This is a genomic window from Cohaesibacter marisflavi (assembly GCF_900115225.1).
Lineage (GTDB): Bacteria > Pseudomonadota > Alphaproteobacteria > Rhizobiales > Cohaesibacteraceae > Cohaesibacter > Cohaesibacter marisflavi.
The window spans coordinates 258861-274980 of record NZ_FOVR01000004.1; the positions used below are offsets into that span (position 1 = coordinate 258861).

Here is a 16120-nt window from a genome sequence, read left to right on the forward strand (position 1 = left end):
GTCATTTTCGCGGGATATTTTTTCCAGAGCACCGAACTTCCCAACTAAAATGCTTGCCAGCCGAAGGGGAGACAGCCATAAACCAACCATAATCCTTGCATACAAAAAACCGAACATAGGATCACGACGAAGAGATCATGAAGCTGATCGAGCGATACATATTCATGCGCGCCGCGACCGCCTTTCTCATGACAGTCACCATACTGACTGCCATCGTCTGGTTGACGCAGGCTCTGCGCGATATGGATCTGGTAACGGCCAAAGGGCAGACAATTCTGATCTTTATCTCCATGACCTCTCTGGTCTTGCCGACACTGGTCATGGTTATCGCCCCCTTTGCAGTGCTGATCGCTGTCGCCGTTACCCTTAACAACCTCAATGCAGACAGCGAACTGGTCGTGATCAATGCGACGAGTGCGCCGCCTTGGGTGGTGGTCAAGCCCATCATTATTCTGGGGCTAGTGGCCACGCTTACCGGCGGATTTCTCAGTCTTTATGCCGCACCGCAGGCTCTCACATCCCTGCGTGTCTTCATTACGCAGGTGCGTGCTGATCTGGTTGCCAACATCGTCAAGGAAGGCATTTTCTCCGAGATTGAAGATGGCATGACCTTCCATATCCAGAAGCGGGAACCAAACGGCATCATGCGCGGATTGTTCCTCTCTGATGAGCGCGATCCCAAGAAGCATATTGTCTACTCGTCGGAATTCGCCCAAATCGTCGAAACGCCGCAAGCGACCTTCCTGCGCATGGAGCAAGGCACGATCCAGCAGCAGCAGATCAAAGCCGCTGACGATGGCGAGCTGGATGAAACCAATCCGGATTTCACGACGGTGAATATTATCAATTTTGATTCTTATGCCATTGATCTATCCAAATTCACGGGGGTCAGTGAGGGCGGCGTCCAATATTACAAGCCACGCGAACTGACCACGACAACCCTGCTCAATCCGCCCAAGGACGACCCGACCATCAAGCGCGAGCCCGGAGTTGCCCGTTCGGAGTTGCATGACCGTTTTACCAACCCGCTCTACAATCTGGTGTTCGCCACAATCGTCGCCGCCTTCCTTGCGCAGGTGCGCACCACCAGAGAGCGACGAGGCAGCGCGATTTTTGTGGCTGTCATTCTTGTGGCTGCCATCCGGTTGGCTGGCTTCGGAATTACCAGTCTGGCGATTCGATCCCCCCTCGCGGTTCCCTTTATGTATGCCCTGCCGATTATTTCCATCATACTGGGGCTCTGGATGGTGCTCAGCGGCCGCCGCTTGACGGCTATGGACAATCTGATCCGCATAATGGAGTTGTTTAACGACAGCATATTGCATAAGGTCAAAGGATTATTCAGGAAACCAAAACCAGAAAAGCGATTTTTAGAGTCGTAGCATGCCGCCAAATATCATTTTCCGCTATTTTGCCACACGGTTTCTCTGGTCAATATTGACGATTTTCCTTGGCTGCTTTCTGCTCATCCTTCTGGTCGACTATGTCGAGCTGATCCGGCGTGGCAGCAACAAGGAGAATGCCGACGCACTCAGCCTTTTCCTGATGTCGCTTTATCGTGTCCCTGAACTCGCAGAACGCATTCTGCCCTTTGCAACCCTGTTCGGGGCCATCGCGGCCTTTCTCAACCTGTCCCGCCGCCTCGAACTGGTCATCGTACGCGCGTCAGGCATGTCCGCCTGGCAGTTCGTCGCCCCAGCCCTTTTCGTAGCCGTTGCTCTGGGTGTTTTCGCGACCACCGTCTATAATCCCGGTGTCGCCTATCTCAAGGAAAAGTCACTGGAAATCGACGCCCGAATTTTTGGCGCCAGCTTTACCACCAGCGGCCAGCCAGCCAGTCAGGGCTGGGTGCAGCAAAAGGGTGAAGATGGCGATTCCATCCTCAAGGCGAGAACCACCTTTGATAACGGCCGTCAATTGGGAGGCGTGACGGTATTTTCCTACGATTCCGAAGGACGGTTCGTCGAACGGGTCGATGCGAAATCAGGCATATTGGAAAATGGCTATTGGCATTTGAGCGATGTGCTGGTCAGTTCCGCATCCGCAGCTCCGCGCCACTATCAGACCTATCTGGTCAGCACCCACCTAACGCCGCAGGAGGCATCAGAGACCATAGCCAATCCTGATTCTGTACCCTTCTGGGACCTGCCAGACGTTATCGAGCAGGCCAGTCGAGCGGGTCTTCCTGCATATAAATATCGTTTGCGATTTCAAACTCTTTTGGCCAAACCCCTACTTTTGGCGGCAATGGTGCTGATCGCGGCAACCGTATCACTAAAAATTTTTCGGTTCGGCAATGTGGGAAAGATGATTCTGGGTGGCGTTATTGCTGGCTTCGTGCTTTATGTAGTCACAGAATTAGCTAAAGATTTAGGAAATACAGGGTTGGTTAACCCAATTCTGTCAGCTTGGCTTCCAGCGATTGTGGCTTCCTTGATGGGGTTTTCTATTTTGTTGTATCAGGAGGACGGATAAGTATGCGTCGTACCGTCCAGTCCGCATATTGGAATGACACTGTTTCACACGCGACCGTAACCACCGGTCTGCGCGCGGCTTTGCTTGCATCTGTGCTTGTGTTTGTCCCTTCTTCAATGAACTCCGCGGCAGCGCAGGATATCGTTTCCAACGTCAAGCTTCAGCGCCCCGATGATAACGCACGAATGTTGGTCGAAGCTGACCAAATGGTCTACGACTATGACAATGAACGCGTGTCGGCAGTTGGCCATGTAGAAATCTATTATGGCGACTACACGCTTCAGGCTGACAAGGTTACCTATGATCAGAAGTCTGCTCGCCTGATTGCAGACGGCAGTGTGCGTATCACCGAGCCTGGCGGCAATGTGATGACCGCCAACTATATCGATATCACGGAAGATTTCCGCTCCGGCTTTGTCCGTTCCTTGCGGGTGCAAACGCCTGAGAAGGCGCGCTTTGCAGCAGACAAGGCTGAACGGCGCGACGACGACATCACAGTGTTCGACAAGGGGGTTTATACCACCTGCGAACCGTGCCGCGAAAATCCGAAGAAATCCCCTCTCTGGCAGATCAAGGCCTCAAGGATCATCTATAATTCCAAAGACAAGATGGTCTATTACAAGGCTGCCAAGTTCGAATTCATGGGCGTTCCCCTGCTTTACACGCCCTATCTGGCTCATCCGGACCCTTCACGCAAGCGCAGCTCCGGTCTGCTCGCTCCGCGCGGTGGCTACAACAGCGAGCTGGGCACCTATGTAACCCCGCGTTACTATTGGGCGCCATCGGAAAGCTATGACGTCACCTTCTCGCCGACTTATTATTCCAAACAAGGCTTGCTGGGCAACGCCACTTGGCGCCAGCATGTCGGCATTGGCACATACAATGTGCGGGTGGCGGGCATTTCGCAGCAGGATAAAGACGCTTTTGCTGGCACCAGCGGTGATAAAACCTTCCGTGGCGCAATTGAGAGTTCCGGCCAGTTAAACCTTTCCAGCAAATGGAAATTCGGCTGGGACGTGTCCCTGCTTTCGGACAAGCTCTTTCTGCGCGACTATGACCTGACGAACGAGGATGAGAGCAAACGTTCCTCCATCTACTTGGTCGGTCAGGGCGAGCGGAACTATTTCGACGCCCGCGCCAACTACTATAACATCATGACCGACAGCCTGAACCAGTCCGAACAGGCCGTTGTGCATCCGTCTATTGATTATAGCGCCTATTCCAAGACGCCTCTGTTTGGCGGCGAAGGACGGCTGCAGGTCAACTCGACCTCCATCACGCGCGATGATGAACGCCAGACAACCATTGGCGGCGTAACCCGCACCGATGGCGTCAGCGGAACCTATAACCGAACCAGCGTGGACGCGAGCTGGAAACGCAAGTTTGTCGCTCCCGGTGGTCAGGTCATTACCCCGTTCACATCCCTGCGCGGTGATCTTTACTGGATGCCGAGCAAGTCGGGTGCTCCTGCTGCTCTGGTCGACGAAAATCTGGCCTTGCGCGGCATGCCAACTGTCGGTGTCGATTATCGACTGCCGGTTCTGGTGACCACAGGCAGCACGTCCCACATCATTGAACCGATCGCTCAGGTGATTGCGCGTCCAAACGAGGCGCAGATCGGCGAATTGCCCAATGATGACTCGCAGAGCCTGATCTTTGACGACACCATTCTCTTCGACCCGAACAAATTTTCAGGGTATGACCGCGTTGAGGGCGGCACGCGCGCCAATATCGGCTTCCAGTATCGCGCACAAATGGCCAGTGGCTGGTCTGTCAACGCGCTGGCTGGCCGCTCGTTCCAGCTTGCCGGACGCAACTCCTTCGCCAAGAATGATTTGACAAGCACCGGTCTGGACAGCGGGCTGGACAAGACACGCTCTGACTATGTCGCGCGCGTGGGCGTCAACAGCAACAAAGGCATCGCGGCGATTGCGCGCGGGCGGTTTGATTCCGATACAGCGGACCTGAAATATGCTTCCGTCTCTGCCTCTGGCAGCTATGATCGCTATACGGGCTCCTTAGGCTATGCCTATACCGACAAGCGCCCGTCTGCAGGCATCAATCAGGTTCGGCAGGAAATCACCACCGCAGCGTCCATCAAGTTTGCAGACTTCTGGTCGGTCGGCGGCAGCAGCCAGTATGACATCGCCAGAGGCGGTCTCGTAAGTGGTGCGTTGAAACTCAAATATGAAGATGAGTGCTTTGCTGTAAGCCTGCAATATTCGCAAACACGCGAATCCTATTCAGACACGACAAGTGACAAAACAGTCATGCTTCAGTTCGATTTCAAATCACTGGCAGATGGACAGCTTAGTTATTCTGAAGAATCTGATTAGGAAAACACGGAAAACGTCTTCAGTTAGCCGTATTTGACTGCATACTTGCGTTTGACTCAGAAAAACTGGATAGAAAAGGACAACCCTGATTGATCGGTTTTCTTTTCTTCCGGTCCTATTTTTACAAGCACGATGACGAGCCCGTTTCATGAAGCACGATCAACTGAACAAGACCTTGTCTATTCTCGCTCTGGCCATGTTTGTGCTGCTTTCAAGCGCGCAAACAAAGCAGGCTTTGGCCAGCACGATCAAAGCAGTCGTCAACGGTGCTGTGATTACCGATTTTGATGTTGCGCAACGTCAGCGTCTGGAAAAGCTCCTTTCGGGCAATCGGAAGAATCTGAGCAGGACAGCAGCTCTCAACGAACTGATTGACGACAAGCTCAAGCTCTTTGAAGCGCGCAGTCGCAACATGACAGCTTCTGATCGTGAAATTGATGGCGCCGTATCGAACATGGCTGCCAACGCAAAGCTGAGCAAGAAACGCCTACTCTCCATCATCAAGCAGTCTGGCATCAACCCTGAAACCTTGAAGGACTGGCTCAAAGTCCAGCTCTCCTGGCGCGATCTTGTCGCAGCCCGCTCCAACTCTCAGGTCCATGTTGATGAAGCGGAAATCTACCAGCTGCTGAGTGATCAGACCAAGAAGGACGACAAGGTCAAGGAAGCAATCCGATTTGACCTGACGCGCGTCGTTTTTGTCGTTCGCTCGAAGGCATCCAATGGTGAGAGAAACCAGCGCCTTAAAGAAGCCAAGCGCTTTCGTGCACGCTTCTCTTCCTGCAGCAAGGATCTGGAGACAGCGCGTACCCTCACCGATGTTGCCGTTGAACGTGTTGGCCGCAAATCCACCACGGAACTGCCCGGTCCATTGGAAGAGCGCCTCAGAGATACGCCGGTTAACAAGCTCACCGCTCCTATCAAGGTCAGCGAAGGCTACGAGATGGTTGCCGTTTGCGACAAGAAAGATCTTGGCAAGCAGGAAACTCTGCGCACGGAGATCCAGTCCAAGCTGCGCAACGAGCAGAGCCAGATGCTCGAACGGCGCTACCTTTCGGAGCTGCGCTCTAACGCCGTTATCGACAAGCGCTAGACCTCTTCCCTATCCAACTGCTGTTGTATGGTATAATACTCATAGATGTGCCTATAAATATGTCTCTGTCACCCAAAGTGGCAGGGACTAATTCGTTTAAAAACATTGATATCCGGAAAAAACAATGGCTTCCAAACGCGATATTCTAGCCGTTTCCATCGGCGAACCCGCAGGGATCGGCCCTGAAATCATCCTCAAGGCTTGGCTGAGCAGCGAAAAGGAAGGGATCAACCCCTTTGTCGTTTTCGGCGATCCCGCTCTACTGGAGCGCCGCGCGCGCCTGTTCGGCTTGACCGTTCCCATCCGTACCTGCAAGCCCGAAGAAGTCTTTGACGCCTTTCCCATGACGCTGCCTGTCATTCCTATCGAACATGAACTGAGCGACAATCCCGGAGAGCTAGAAGTCTGCAACGCGCCGGGCGTTATCGAATCGATCGAAAAGGCAACTGAGGCCGTTCTCACCGGACAGGCGAAGGCTCTCGTTACGCTACCGATTCAAAAGCACAATCTGTATGAATATGGCTTCGAGCATCCCGGTCATACCGAGTTTCTTGGCGCCCTTTCTGAAAAACATACTGGCGAGAAGATCCAGCCGGTCATGATGCTAGCAGGCCCCGAGCTGCGCACCATCCCAGTCACTGGCCATATTGCGATCAATCAGGTCGCCCCTTCCATTACGCCGGAATTGGTGGAAAACATCGCTCGCGTTACGATTCATGACCTACAGACCCGTTTCGGCATCGATAAGCCGAAAATCGCCATTGCGGGCCTTAACCCCCATGCCGGCGAGAATGGCGCCATGGGCAAAGAAGATGCAGCCATCATTGCTCCAGTCGTCAAAAAGCTTCAGGATGAAGGCTTTGCCGTAACCGGCCCTCATCCGGCAGATACGATGTTCAACAAGAATGCGCGCGAGAAATATGACGTGGCTTTGGCCATGTATCATGATCAGGCCCTCATTCCGGTCAAGACCATCGCTTTTGACGAAACGGTCAACGTCACCCTTGGGTTGCCATTCATGCGCACATCGCCAGACCATGGCACAGCGCTGGATATTGCGACCAAGGGCATTGCCAATCCATCAAGCCTCTTGGCGGCTCTCAAGCTGGCCAATGAAGTAAAGATTTGATACTGAGTGCAAATCTCATTGCTTCGGCACGCTTGAAAGAAAGATCCAATGGCCCAGATAGATGACTTGCCGCCCCTCAGAGACGTAATCGAACGGCATGACTTGCGCGCCAAGAAAAGTCTGGGCCAGAATTTCCTGCTTGATCTCAACCTCACCTGCCGCATTGCACGATCGGCAGGCGATCTGTCCAACCACACGATAATCGAGGTTGGCCCCGGCCCCGGAGGCCTGACACGCGCCTTGCTGCATGAAGGTGCAAAACGGGTCATCGCCATCGAGATGGACTCCCGTGCCCTGGGCGCGCTTGAAGAGATAGGAGCGCATTATCCCGGCCGATTGGAGATCATCGAGGGAGACGCGCTCAAGGTTGACATGACCAGTCTTGTCCCCGAAGGCCCGGCACGCATCGTTGCCAATCTGCCTTACAATGTGGGAACCCAGCTGCTTCTCAACTGGCTGGAAGCCGACCCGTGGCCACCATTTTACGAGTCGCTCACCCTTATGTTCCAGAAGGAAGTGGCCGAACGCATCATCGCCACGGAAGAAGACAAGGCCTATGGGCGCCTCGGCGTCATTGCCGGTTGGCGCACCCATGCCGACAAGCTTTTTGATGTAGCCAAGGAATGCTTCAGCCCGCCGCCGAAAGTCACATCATCCATCGTGCATCTTGTTCCCAAAGCCGATCCCCTGCCCTGCAGATTGCGCACATTGGAACAAGTCACCGCCGCCGCCTTCGGGCAACGTCGCAAGATGCTACGCCAGAGCCTCAAGAGCCTTGGTGTCGATCATCTTCGCCTGATCGAAGAGGCCGGTCTTGAACCGACCCAACGTGCAGAAACCGTGTCCGTGGAAGGCTTTGTGGCCATGGCCAACGGCCTGGACGCGATGCGAGGAAGCTGAGTCGCACAGTCACATATAAAGTAGATGAAAATAAAAAGGCCTGCACCACACACGGTGTCAGGCCTTTCTGCTCTTATCTCTACTCAAACTTCGTGAGCGCTTAGCTGTTGAGCATGCCTTCGACAAAGCCGCGCGCACCGATCACTCGCTCGCGCTTGTGGCGTTCCGCTTCAACGATCGAGCGGACGGCCGCGAAAGCCTTTTCCAGATCATCATTGACGATAACATAGTCATATTCGTCCCAATGGCCGATCTCTACACGGGCATTTTGCAACCGAGCCTCGATGACATCCTGTTTGTCTTCAGCACGGCGCACGAGGCGTTGCTTCAACTCCTCCATGGATGGCGGCAGAATGAAGACCGAGACGACATCCTTGCGAGCAGCTTTTTTCAGCTGCAGCGTGCCCTGCCAGTCGATATCGAACAGAACATCACGGCCCTTGGAGAGCGCTTCTTCCACCGGATCGCGCGGCGTGCCGTAGAAATTGGAATGCACCTCGGCCCATTCCAGAAGATCCCCGCGTTCGCGCATGGCGTGGAACTGGCGCTCTGGCACAAAATGGTAATGGACGCCGTCAATTTCGCTGCCGCGCTTGGCCCGTGTCGTCGCCGAAACAGAAAGCTGCAGATTGCGATCACTATCCAGCAAATGGCGGCTGATGGTCGATTTGCCCGCGCCTGAAGGAGACGAGAGCACGAGCATCAAACCGCGTCTGATCATGGAATTTTCCGTCATATTTTTACTCGACATTCTGAATTTGTTCACGCAGCTGCTCAATCGTCGCCTTTAGGTCAAGGCCGATCGCGGTCAGGCTGGTATCATTGGATTTGGAACAGAGGGTATTGGCTTCGCGGTTGAATTCCTGAGCCAGAAAATCCAGCTTGCGACCAACGGGGCGGTCTTCTGCGACCAATGCCCGCACCGCAGCACAATGTGCATAAAGCCGGTCCAATTCTTCGCGCACATCCGCCTTGCCCGCCAGAAGAACGGCCTCCTGATAGAGTCGGTCCTCATCAAGAGAGGATTCGGCCTCAAGAATGCGCTCAATTTGCTGACGCAACTTGGTCCGAATGGCATCGGCACTGCGCGCCGGGCACTCTTCCGCCTGTTTTGTCAGCGCTTCGAGCTCTTCGACGCGCTGCATGACGACTTTCTCAAGCGCGTCGCCCTCGCTCTTGCGCATGCTTTGCAGATCGGTCATCGCATCTTTGAAGTTGGCCAGCATCGCCTCGATCAACAGGGCCTGCACCTCTTCGCTTTCGCTTTCCTCGACCTGCTCCATCACACCCTTGATAGACAGGATCCCATCCAGACTGGGCTTCTTGGCATCAACACGATCCTTGATCAAGGCAAGAGCGTCCAGCACAGAGTCTAGAACCTGCTGATTGACCTGAAGCGACTGGCTTGGGGCTTCATGCTGAACCGTCAGGGACACATAACAGGACCCTCGCGCAAGCCGCTCACTCATGATGGCGCGAACGGGGCGATCCAGCTCGTCAAACCCTGGCGGCAAGCGCAGGCGCAAATCCAGCCCCTTGCCATTGACGGTCTTGATCTCCCAAGTCCAGTTATATCTCCCGAAGCTTCCACCCAAGCGGGTGAAACCTGTCATGCTAACAAGCGTCATGATCCTGTGTCCCTAAATTCCTGAGCAAGCAGTGATGCATGCCATCCTGTCCTGCGCGCATACAATCAGAAACAGCTGGCGACCTGTCAAGTCTAGCATCTTGCCTGACACAATTTAAAAGGCGACAATGACCGACAAGCTCACTTTACCAAGCAAAAATCAATGTCTGATAGAAGCAACAAAGCCGTACAATCCAAAAGCGAACGCCTGACCAGCCCCAAGCCGCATGAAGACGCCATTGCCGCGCTACTGGATGCAACCCGCTCCGGAGCGACCAAGATGTGCTTGTCGGCAGTCTTCGCTCTCATCTATATCGACAAGGCTCGCTTGCAGATAACAGCGGAGCCTGAACTTTCCGAATCGATGGCTGGAATTGTCTCTCGCACGCAGCAAGGCGTTGATTTGGGGTGGGATTTCGAAACCGCTTTTATCCTGTCACACACCAAGGGGAGCACCAGAGTTGCGCTGCGCAGCTCCCACGCAGACATGATCGCCATCCGCTACAGGATTGACATCGAAGAAACAGCACCGCTCCCCGGCGAGCCCCTGCACCAGATTGCATCCATCCCCCTGTCCATAGACCAGCCTGAGCATATTTCAGCGGCCATAGCGTTGGCAGAAAGAGAATTCAGCAAAGACAGCAGCGAGCTTCACTAGGAGAAGATCCCAGCGCCCCGTGCCCAGAATCAAAATGGCGGCCAAGAGCCTAACGCTCGACCGCCATCAATTTTTTCCAGAAAGAAAGCCCTATTCGGCTGGCTGCTCCTGGTCGCCGCCCTCGCTGGACTCTGTTTCCTTCTGCTTGGCCGCTTCGATCCGCTGTTTTTCGATCTCACGCCAGCGCCGGACATTATCGTTATGCTGCTTGAGCGTTTCCGAGAAGACATGACCACCGGTCCCATCAGCCACAAAGAACAGCTCTTTGGTGCGGCTCGGATTGGCAACCGCCTCCAGAGACGCTCGCCCCGGATTGGCTATCGGCCCCGGCGTCAACCCCGGGATCTGATAGGTATTGTAATCAGTCTTCTTGTCCAGATCAGAGCGGAAGATCGGGCGATCTTTCGGTTTTCCCTTGCCGCCAAAGATGCCGTAAATGACGGTCGGGTCAGACTGCAGCCTGATGCCCTGATTGAGCCGGTTGATGAAGACACCGGCAACGCGGGTGCGCTCGGAGGCCTTTCCGGTTTCCTTTTCCACGATGGACGCCAGTGTCACCAGCTCTTCGGGGGTTTTCAAAGGCAAATCTGCCGCCCGACGATCCCAGATTTCCGCTACAGCGCGATCATGGGCATCGGCCATACGCTTGACCATTTCCTTGCGAGTCGTGCCACGCGCGAATTTATAGGTCTCTGGCAGCAGCGTCCCTTCCGCAGGAATCTCATCCAGCGGGCCCATCAGAATATCATTGTCCATCAGAACCTGATGGATCTGATAGGAGGTATACCCCTCTGGCACCGTAACCGAATGCAGAATGGATTTGCCGGAGGTCAGAATCTGCATCACCTGCATCATCGAAACACCCGGACTGAACAGATATTCACCAGCTTTCAGCTTGGTATCCTGACGATAGATCTGGACGCCGTAGTTGAAGATCGTCTGGTCGCTGATCACATTCTGGCGTTCCAGAATTTCTGCGATTGTGCCAAGGCCAGTGCCGCCACTCACAAGAATGGTCTTTTCCTGCTTGAGTGGGCCCTCTTCGATGAAAGTCTGCTTGCCGTAATAAAGGACACCGCCTATCCCGATCACCGCCAGAAGCACGACCGTGATCACGAAATTCATGAAAACAACAATCGGATGGCGCACCGCTTTTGACCGCGTTGGCGGCGGCGGTGGCGTTTCTGGCTCTATAGCCTGACGGGCACTCTTAGGGGTTTTGACTTCGCCGGTGTCGGACACCATAGCTGAGGTCGGCTCAACATCCGGAGCCTCGGACTCCTCAGCCTTGTCATTGGAAGACGTATCTCCTGTAGAGGTAACCGTCTCTTCCTCTTTGGCAGACTTGGCAGAAGACGCATCATCTTTAGAAGCCGTAGCGGCTTCCTTGTCCGAATCGTCCTTCTTGGATGCGTCATCGTCTGATGACGCCGGGCTGTCTTTATCCGTCTTATCTGAAGGCTTAGTTTCGGAGGACTTTTCAGCTGTCTTTTCAGTGTCCTGTGTCACCTCAGACTCGCTCTTCTGCTCTTCCTGCAGTTTGTCCTTGTCGTCTTTACCGTCTACCATGTCCGCCTCAAGTCAAGATGGGTCATCAATTGCGAAAGCCCGGCATCTGGGCCGTTGCATTTCGTGGCTCAAAGCCTCTTCAACATTTCAATTTTCCGAAAAACTCCGGAATAAACATCTTACGCATTTCAACGCCCGGGGATTCATCCAAAGACAAATCAATCGATCCGACGCTTTACGTAGTCTTCATGGCGAAAAAGAGACGGCTCCGGAGCCGCCTCATTCTCTTATATCTATTTGATCCGCCGCACGATCCGCCTGTCTGAACAAGACTGGCCGCGCCGCAATCTTTGGCGTTGGAACCAATCAGTCGACCGCGCGCAAGATCAGGGAGGCGTTGGTACCGCCAAAGCCGAAGGAGTTGGACAAGGCAACCTTGATATCCATTTTCTTCGGTGTTTTGGGAACCAGATCGATCTTGGTGTCGACGGATGGATTCTCAAGGTTCAATGTCGGAGGAGCCACCTGATCGCGAATGGCCAGCGTCGAGAAAATCGCTTCAACAGCACCAGCAGCACCCAGAAGATGCCCGACCGCCGATTTCGTCGAAGACATGGTCAACCCTTCGGCGGCATCACCAACCAGACGCTCAATGGCTCTGAGCTCAATTTCGTCACCCAGCGGCGTCGAGGTGCCATGCGCGTTGACATAATCGATATCGGCAGGCGTGATGTCTGCGCGCTTCATCGCAGCGGACATGCAACGGAATGCCCCGTCACCGTCTTCAGATGGTGCCGTAATGTGATAGGCGTCGCCGGACATGCCATAGCCAATGACTTCGGCGTAAATCTTTGCCCCACGTGCCTTGGCATGCTCATATTCTTCCAGCACGACAACGCCAGCGCCTTCACCCATGACAAAGCCGTCACGATCCTTGTCATAAGGACGGGAGGCCTTTTCAGGCTCATCGTTGAAGTTGGTTGAGAGCGCGCGACAGGCAGCAAAACCGGCAAGGGCCAGGCGCCCAATCGGAGATTCGGTACCACCGGCAACCATTACGTCTGCATCCCCCAGTGCAACCAGACGGGCCGCATCGCCAATCGCGTGTGCGCCTGTAGAGCAGGCCGTAACAACTGCGTGGTTGGGGCCCTTGAGGCCGTGACGAATGGAAACATAGCCGGAAGCCAGGTTGATAAGACGGCCGGGGATAAAGAACGGGCTGATACGACGAGGCCCTTTCGCCTGCAAATCATAAGCCGCCTTTTCAATACCCAGAAGGCCACCAATGCCGGACCCGATCATCACACCACTGGAGATCTGGTCTTCATAGCTTTCCGGTTTCCAGTTTGCATCTGCCAGCGCTTCATCAGCGGCCGCAACTGCATAAACGATAAAGGGATCAACCTTGCGCTGCTCTTTGACCGGCAGCACATCATCGGGATTAAAGGTGCCATTCGTGCCATCACCAAACGGCAACTGACAAGCAACGCGACAGGCCAGATCTTCCGTTTCGAACCCGGTCGGGGTCTTGGCTCCACTCTTGCCAGCCAGAATATTCGACCAGGTCGTCTCAACTCCATTGCCAAGCGGGCTGACCATACCCATACCGGTTACGACAACTCGTCTCATCCTCAGTCTCCAAATAGTCTTGTTTGTAACCTCGCCTCTACCGGTCTTACCCGGGGGCAAGTGCGCCTTTATATTTATTACCCGTAAAAGCTGTTTCACGTAAGCTTTTTTCAGGAGTTATTCATTTCAGACTTATGTCACCAATTCAAGCCAGAACAAGCATTAAGCGGCTGAAACAAAAAAACCGGAAGGAGCCGAGCCCCTTCCGGTTTTATTTTCACCATTTAGACCGCATTGCTGAGGTCCGCCGCTAACAGATTAGTTGGCAGCTTTGGTCAGGAAGGAGACAGCGTCGCCGACCGTCTGAATGGTTTCAGCAGCGTCATCAGGGATCTCGGTGCCGAATTCTTCCTCGAAAGCCATAACCAGCTCAACGGTGTCAAGGCTGTCTGCGCCCAGATCATCGATGAAGCTTGCAGATTCGGTTACTTTTTCAGCGTCAACGCCGAGATGTTCGATCACGATTTTTTTTACGCGTTCAGCGATATCGCTCATTTTCTTTCCTCAAAATTAGCGTTCGATCAAGTTTGGAAAAACAGCTTGTTTTGGCCAATTGCCGAACAAATCTCTTTCCCGATTTTGCACACTGCCAATTGGCCCACCAGACTCCAAGGAATCCTGTAAAGTGAACCTGGCTGTTAAACCGCTTCCAAATCAGCCAATCTCAGATGGCTTTCACCGGAATTCGCGCGGTTCGTAACACACTTTCTTGCGCTTGAGAAGATCAGGAATGAGCCAGAAAAGCAAATGTTTCCTTCTTCCCGCTCTTATCCAAGCAATTAAAGGTGCATTTGAAGATTTTCAACCCTCAAATGCAGATTTGATCTTGTTAGATCATCGCCATGCCACCGTTGACATGCAGTGTCTGTCCGGTGACATAGGCAGCTTCGTCGCTTGCCAGATAAACCGCAGCACTGGCCACCTCTTCGGGCAACCCCATGCGCGCTGCAGGAATCGCGGAGTTGATGGCTTCCTGCTGTTTTTCGTTCAGCTTGTCCGTCATCGCCGTCTTGATAAAGCCCGGTGCGATGCAGTTTGCGGTGATACCGCGGTTGGCCACTTCCTGTGCCAGAGACTTGGTCATGCCGATCATGCCAGCCTTGGCTGCGGCATAATTACCCTGTCCCGGATTGCCAGTGACACCAACCACCGAGCTGATGGAAATAATGCGACCATGACGCCGCTTCATCATGCCGCGCAGAACCGCACGGGAAAGGCGCATCGCTGAAGTCAGATTCACCGTCAGCACCTGCTCCCAGTCTTCATCCTTCATGCGCATAAAAAGACCATCGCGCGTGATGCCAGCGTTGTTCACCAGAATATCGAGCTGCCCCATGGCGGTTTCCGCATCGCCAGCCAGGGACGCAATGGATTCGGCCTCCGACAGGTTTGCAGGCGTTACAAATACACGGTCACCGCCGAGTTTTTCTGCAAGGGCCTCGAGCGCTTCGACTCGCGTGCCAGAAATGGCGACCTTGGCACCCTGTGCATGCAACGCCATCGCGATGGATTCGCCGATACCGCCGCTTGCGCCGGTTACCAGAGCGCACTTTCCGCTCAAATCAAACATATCATCTACCTCCAACAGCCAATCACTTTCCAATTAGAAAGCGACCAGCTTATTGTTTCAGTCAACGCAAGCCAAAGACGCCATTGAAAGCAACGGTCGCCCTCTTCGCCTGAGCCATTGTCAAGACTTGGATATACGAACCGGTGGCGTCTTTGCAAATGCTTATCAGGCCAATTTTGCCATGGCAGGGTCAATATCGCCCGGTTCACCAACATTTACCGTGCTGATTCCCTTGACAATACGCTTGGCCAGACCAGACAAGACCTTGCCCGTACCGATTTCATAGAGGCAATCAACACCATTGTGGGAAAGCCAGGAAACGGATTCGGACCAACGCACCATTCCGGTCACCTGCTCGACAAGATGCTTGCGGATGGCTTCCGGATCATCAATCGCATTGGCCAGAACGTTGGCAACGAGCGGAACAGCAGGCTTGTGAATGGTGACCTTGGAAAGGGCGTCAGCCATGGCATCGGCGGCAGGCGCCATCAGAGCGCAATGGAAAGGTGCGCTCACCGGCAGCAGCAGCGCGCGCTTTGCGCCTTTCTCTTTAGCCAGAGCAGCAGCCCGCTCAATGGCACTTTTAGCACCGGAAATAACGACCTGACCGGTCGCATTGTCGTTGGCCACCTGGCAAACTTCGCCGTCGGCAGCTTCTTTGGTTACCGCTTTCACATCATCCATGGAAAGCCCGAGGATGGCCGCCATGGCGCCTTCACCCACAGGAACAGCCTTTTGCATAGCATCGCCACGAATGCGAAGAAGACGCGCCGTATCGCCAAGGCTCAGCGCCCCGGAAGCGGCCAGTGCGGAATATTCACCCAGTGAGTGACCTGCAACATAGGAAACCTTGTCTGCCAGATCGAGACCCTTTTCCTTCATCACGCGCAGAGCCGCAATGGATGCTGCCATAAGAGCAGGCTGTGCGTTGCGCGTAAGGGTCAGCACATCAGCCGGACCGTTCCACATGATATCGGAGAGCTTTTCACCCAGCGCATCATTCACTTCTTCATAGACAGCGCGCGCAACAGAAAATTCGTCGGCCAGCGCCTTGCCCATTCCAACTGCCTGACTGCCTTGTCCGGGAAAAGTAAAAGCAACACTCATGACGTTTCAACCTTATTTGATTTAATCGGACGCAACTTCTCGCATGCGTCTCTTGTTCCTTGCGCAAACTGCGCGGTCTAACGACAA

General features: G+C 54.1%; 14 protein-coding genes. 7 read left to right on the top strand and 7 right to left on the bottom strand.

The window, feature by feature from the left end; all coding sequences use genetic code 11:
- Positions 1–137: 137 nt before the first annotated feature.
- From BM258_RS10140 to rsmA, 6 genes are all read left to right on the top strand, one after another.
- Positions 138–1382 (top strand): LPS export ABC transporter permease LptF, encoded by a 1245-nt coding sequence (locus tag BM258_RS10140; protein WP_090071743.1) that lies wholly within the window; start codon positions 138–140, stop codon positions 1380–1382.
- Between the two features lies 1 nt (position 1383).
- Positions 1384–2475 carry an LPS export ABC transporter permease LptG gene (gene lptG / locus BM258_RS10145; RefSeq protein ID WP_090071746.1) on the top strand — a complete coding sequence of 364 codons (1092 nt, stop codon included), beginning with the start codon at positions 1384–1386 and terminating at the stop codon, positions 2473–2475.
- Positions 2476–2477: 2 nt separating this feature from the next.
- Entirely contained in the window at positions 2478–4811 is a 2334-nt protein-coding gene (locus BM258_RS10150; RefSeq protein ID WP_090071748.1) for an LPS-assembly protein LptD, read from the top strand.
- Between the two features lie 148 nt (positions 4812–4959).
- Entirely contained in the window at positions 4960–5904 is a 945-nt protein-coding gene (locus tag BM258_RS10155; protein ID WP_090071750.1) for a peptidylprolyl isomerase, read from the top strand.
- A gap of 124 nt (positions 5905–6028) precedes the next feature.
- Positions 6029–7033 carry a 4-hydroxythreonine-4-phosphate dehydrogenase PdxA gene (gene pdxA, locus BM258_RS10160; protein ID WP_090071752.1) on the top strand — a complete coding sequence of 335 codons (1005 nt, stop codon included), beginning with the start codon at positions 6029–6031 and terminating at the stop codon, positions 7031–7033.
- Positions 7034–7081: 48 nt separating this feature from the next.
- Entirely contained in the window at positions 7082–7933 is an 852-nt protein-coding gene (gene rsmA / locus BM258_RS10165) for a 16S rRNA (adenine(1518)-N(6)/adenine(1519)-N(6))-dimethyltransferase RsmA (RefSeq protein ID WP_090071753.1), read from the top strand.
- 100 nt (positions 7934–8033) lie between these two features.
- Here rsmA and gmk read toward each other — a convergent pair whose 3' ends face one another.
- Positions 8034–8654: a guanylate kinase gene (gene gmk, locus BM258_RS10170; RefSeq protein ID WP_407062710.1), complete on the bottom strand. Its 621-nt coding sequence runs from the start codon at positions 8652–8654 to the stop codon at positions 8034–8036.
- Between the two features lie 19 nt (positions 8655–8673).
- Positions 8674–9561, bottom strand: a complete 888-nt coding sequence (locus BM258_RS10175; RefSeq protein WP_090071757.1) for a YicC/YloC family endoribonuclease — start codon at positions 9559–9561, stop codon at positions 8674–8676.
- Between the two features lie 162 nt (positions 9562–9723).
- On the opposite strand from BM258_RS10175, the gene BM258_RS10180 reads away from it, so the two are divergent.
- Positions 9724–10218 carry a hypothetical protein gene (locus tag BM258_RS10180; RefSeq protein WP_090071759.1) on the top strand — a complete coding sequence of 165 codons (495 nt, stop codon included), beginning with the start codon at positions 9724–9726 and terminating at the stop codon, positions 10216–10218.
- A 90-nt stretch (positions 10219–10308) separates the two neighbouring features.
- On the opposite strand, the gene mltG is transcribed toward BM258_RS10180, so the two are convergent.
- From mltG to fabD, 5 genes are all read right to left on the bottom strand, one after another.
- Positions 10309–11463 (bottom strand): endolytic transglycosylase MltG, encoded by a 1155-nt coding sequence (mltG, locus tag BM258_RS10185; protein ID WP_090072204.1) that lies wholly within the window; start codon positions 11461–11463, stop codon positions 10309–10311.
- A gap of 630 nt (positions 11464–12093) precedes the next feature.
- Positions 12094–13356 (bottom strand): beta-ketoacyl-ACP synthase II, encoded by a 1263-nt coding sequence (gene fabF, locus BM258_RS10190; RefSeq protein WP_090071761.1) that lies wholly within the window; start codon positions 13354–13356, stop codon positions 12094–12096.
- A gap of 258 nt (positions 13357–13614) precedes the next feature.
- Positions 13615–13851, bottom strand: a complete 237-nt coding sequence (locus BM258_RS10195) for an acyl carrier protein (RefSeq protein WP_090071763.1) — start codon at positions 13849–13851, stop codon at positions 13615–13617.
- Between the two features lie 334 nt (positions 13852–14185).
- Positions 14186–14926 (bottom strand): 3-oxoacyl-[acyl-carrier-protein] reductase, encoded by a 741-nt coding sequence (fabG, locus tag BM258_RS10200; protein ID WP_090072205.1) that lies wholly within the window; start codon positions 14924–14926, stop codon positions 14186–14188.
- Between the two features lie 165 nt (positions 14927–15091).
- A complete protein-coding gene (fabD, locus tag BM258_RS10205; protein ID WP_090071765.1) occupies positions 15092–16033 on the bottom strand; it encodes an ACP S-malonyltransferase in 942 nt (313 codons plus the stop codon).
- Positions 16034–16120 lie beyond the last annotated feature (87 nt).

What these genes read in the sequence shown, in the direction of transcription:
- mltG (WP_090072204.1), bottom strand. Translation starts at nt 11,463, where the DNA reads ATGGTGTCCGACACCGGCGAAGTCAAAACCCCTAAGAGTGCCCGTCAG.
- BM258_RS10175 (WP_090071757.1), bottom strand. Translation starts at nt 9,561, where the DNA reads ATGACGCTTGTTAGCATGACAGGTTTCACCCGCTTGGGTGGAAGCTTC.
- rsmA (WP_090071753.1), top strand. Translation starts at nt 7,082, where the DNA reads ATGGCCCAGATAGATGACTTGCCGCCCCTCAGAGACGTAATCGAACGG.
- fabG (WP_090072205.1), bottom strand. Translation starts at nt 14,926, where the DNA reads ATGTTTGATTTGAGCGGAAAGTGCGCTCTGGTAACCGGCGCAAGCGGC.
- fabF (WP_090071761.1), bottom strand. Translation starts at nt 13,356, where the DNA reads ATGAGACGAGTTGTCGTAACCGGTATGGGTATGGTCAGCCCGCTTGGC.
- lptG (WP_090071746.1), top strand. Translation starts at nt 1,384, where the DNA reads ATGCCGCCAAATATCATTTTCCGCTATTTTGCCACACGGTTTCTCTGG.
- BM258_RS10195 (WP_090071763.1), bottom strand. Translation starts at nt 13,851, where the DNA reads ATGAGCGATATCGCTGAACGCGTAAAAAAAATCGTGATCGAACATCTC.
- fabD (WP_090071765.1), bottom strand. Translation starts at nt 16,033, where the DNA reads ATGAGTGTTGCTTTTACTTTTCCCGGACAAGGCAGTCAGGCAGTTGGA.
- gmk (WP_407062710.1), bottom strand. Translation starts at nt 8,654, where the DNA reads ATGATCAGACGCGGTTTGATGCTCGTGCTCTCGTCTCCTTCAGGCGCG.
- BM258_RS10150 (WP_090071748.1), top strand. Translation starts at nt 2,478, where the DNA reads ATGCGTCGTACCGTCCAGTCCGCATATTGGAATGACACTGTTTCACAC.
- BM258_RS10180 (WP_090071759.1), top strand. Translation starts at nt 9,724, where the DNA reads ATGTCTGATAGAAGCAACAAAGCCGTACAATCCAAAAGCGAACGCCTG.
- BM258_RS10155 (WP_090071750.1), top strand. Translation starts at nt 4,960, where the DNA reads ATGAAGCACGATCAACTGAACAAGACCTTGTCTATTCTCGCTCTGGCC.
- pdxA (WP_090071752.1), top strand. Translation starts at nt 6,029, where the DNA reads ATGGCTTCCAAACGCGATATTCTAGCCGTTTCCATCGGCGAACCCGCA.
- BM258_RS10140 (WP_090071743.1), top strand. Translation starts at nt 138, where the DNA reads ATGAAGCTGATCGAGCGATACATATTCATGCGCGCCGCGACCGCCTTT.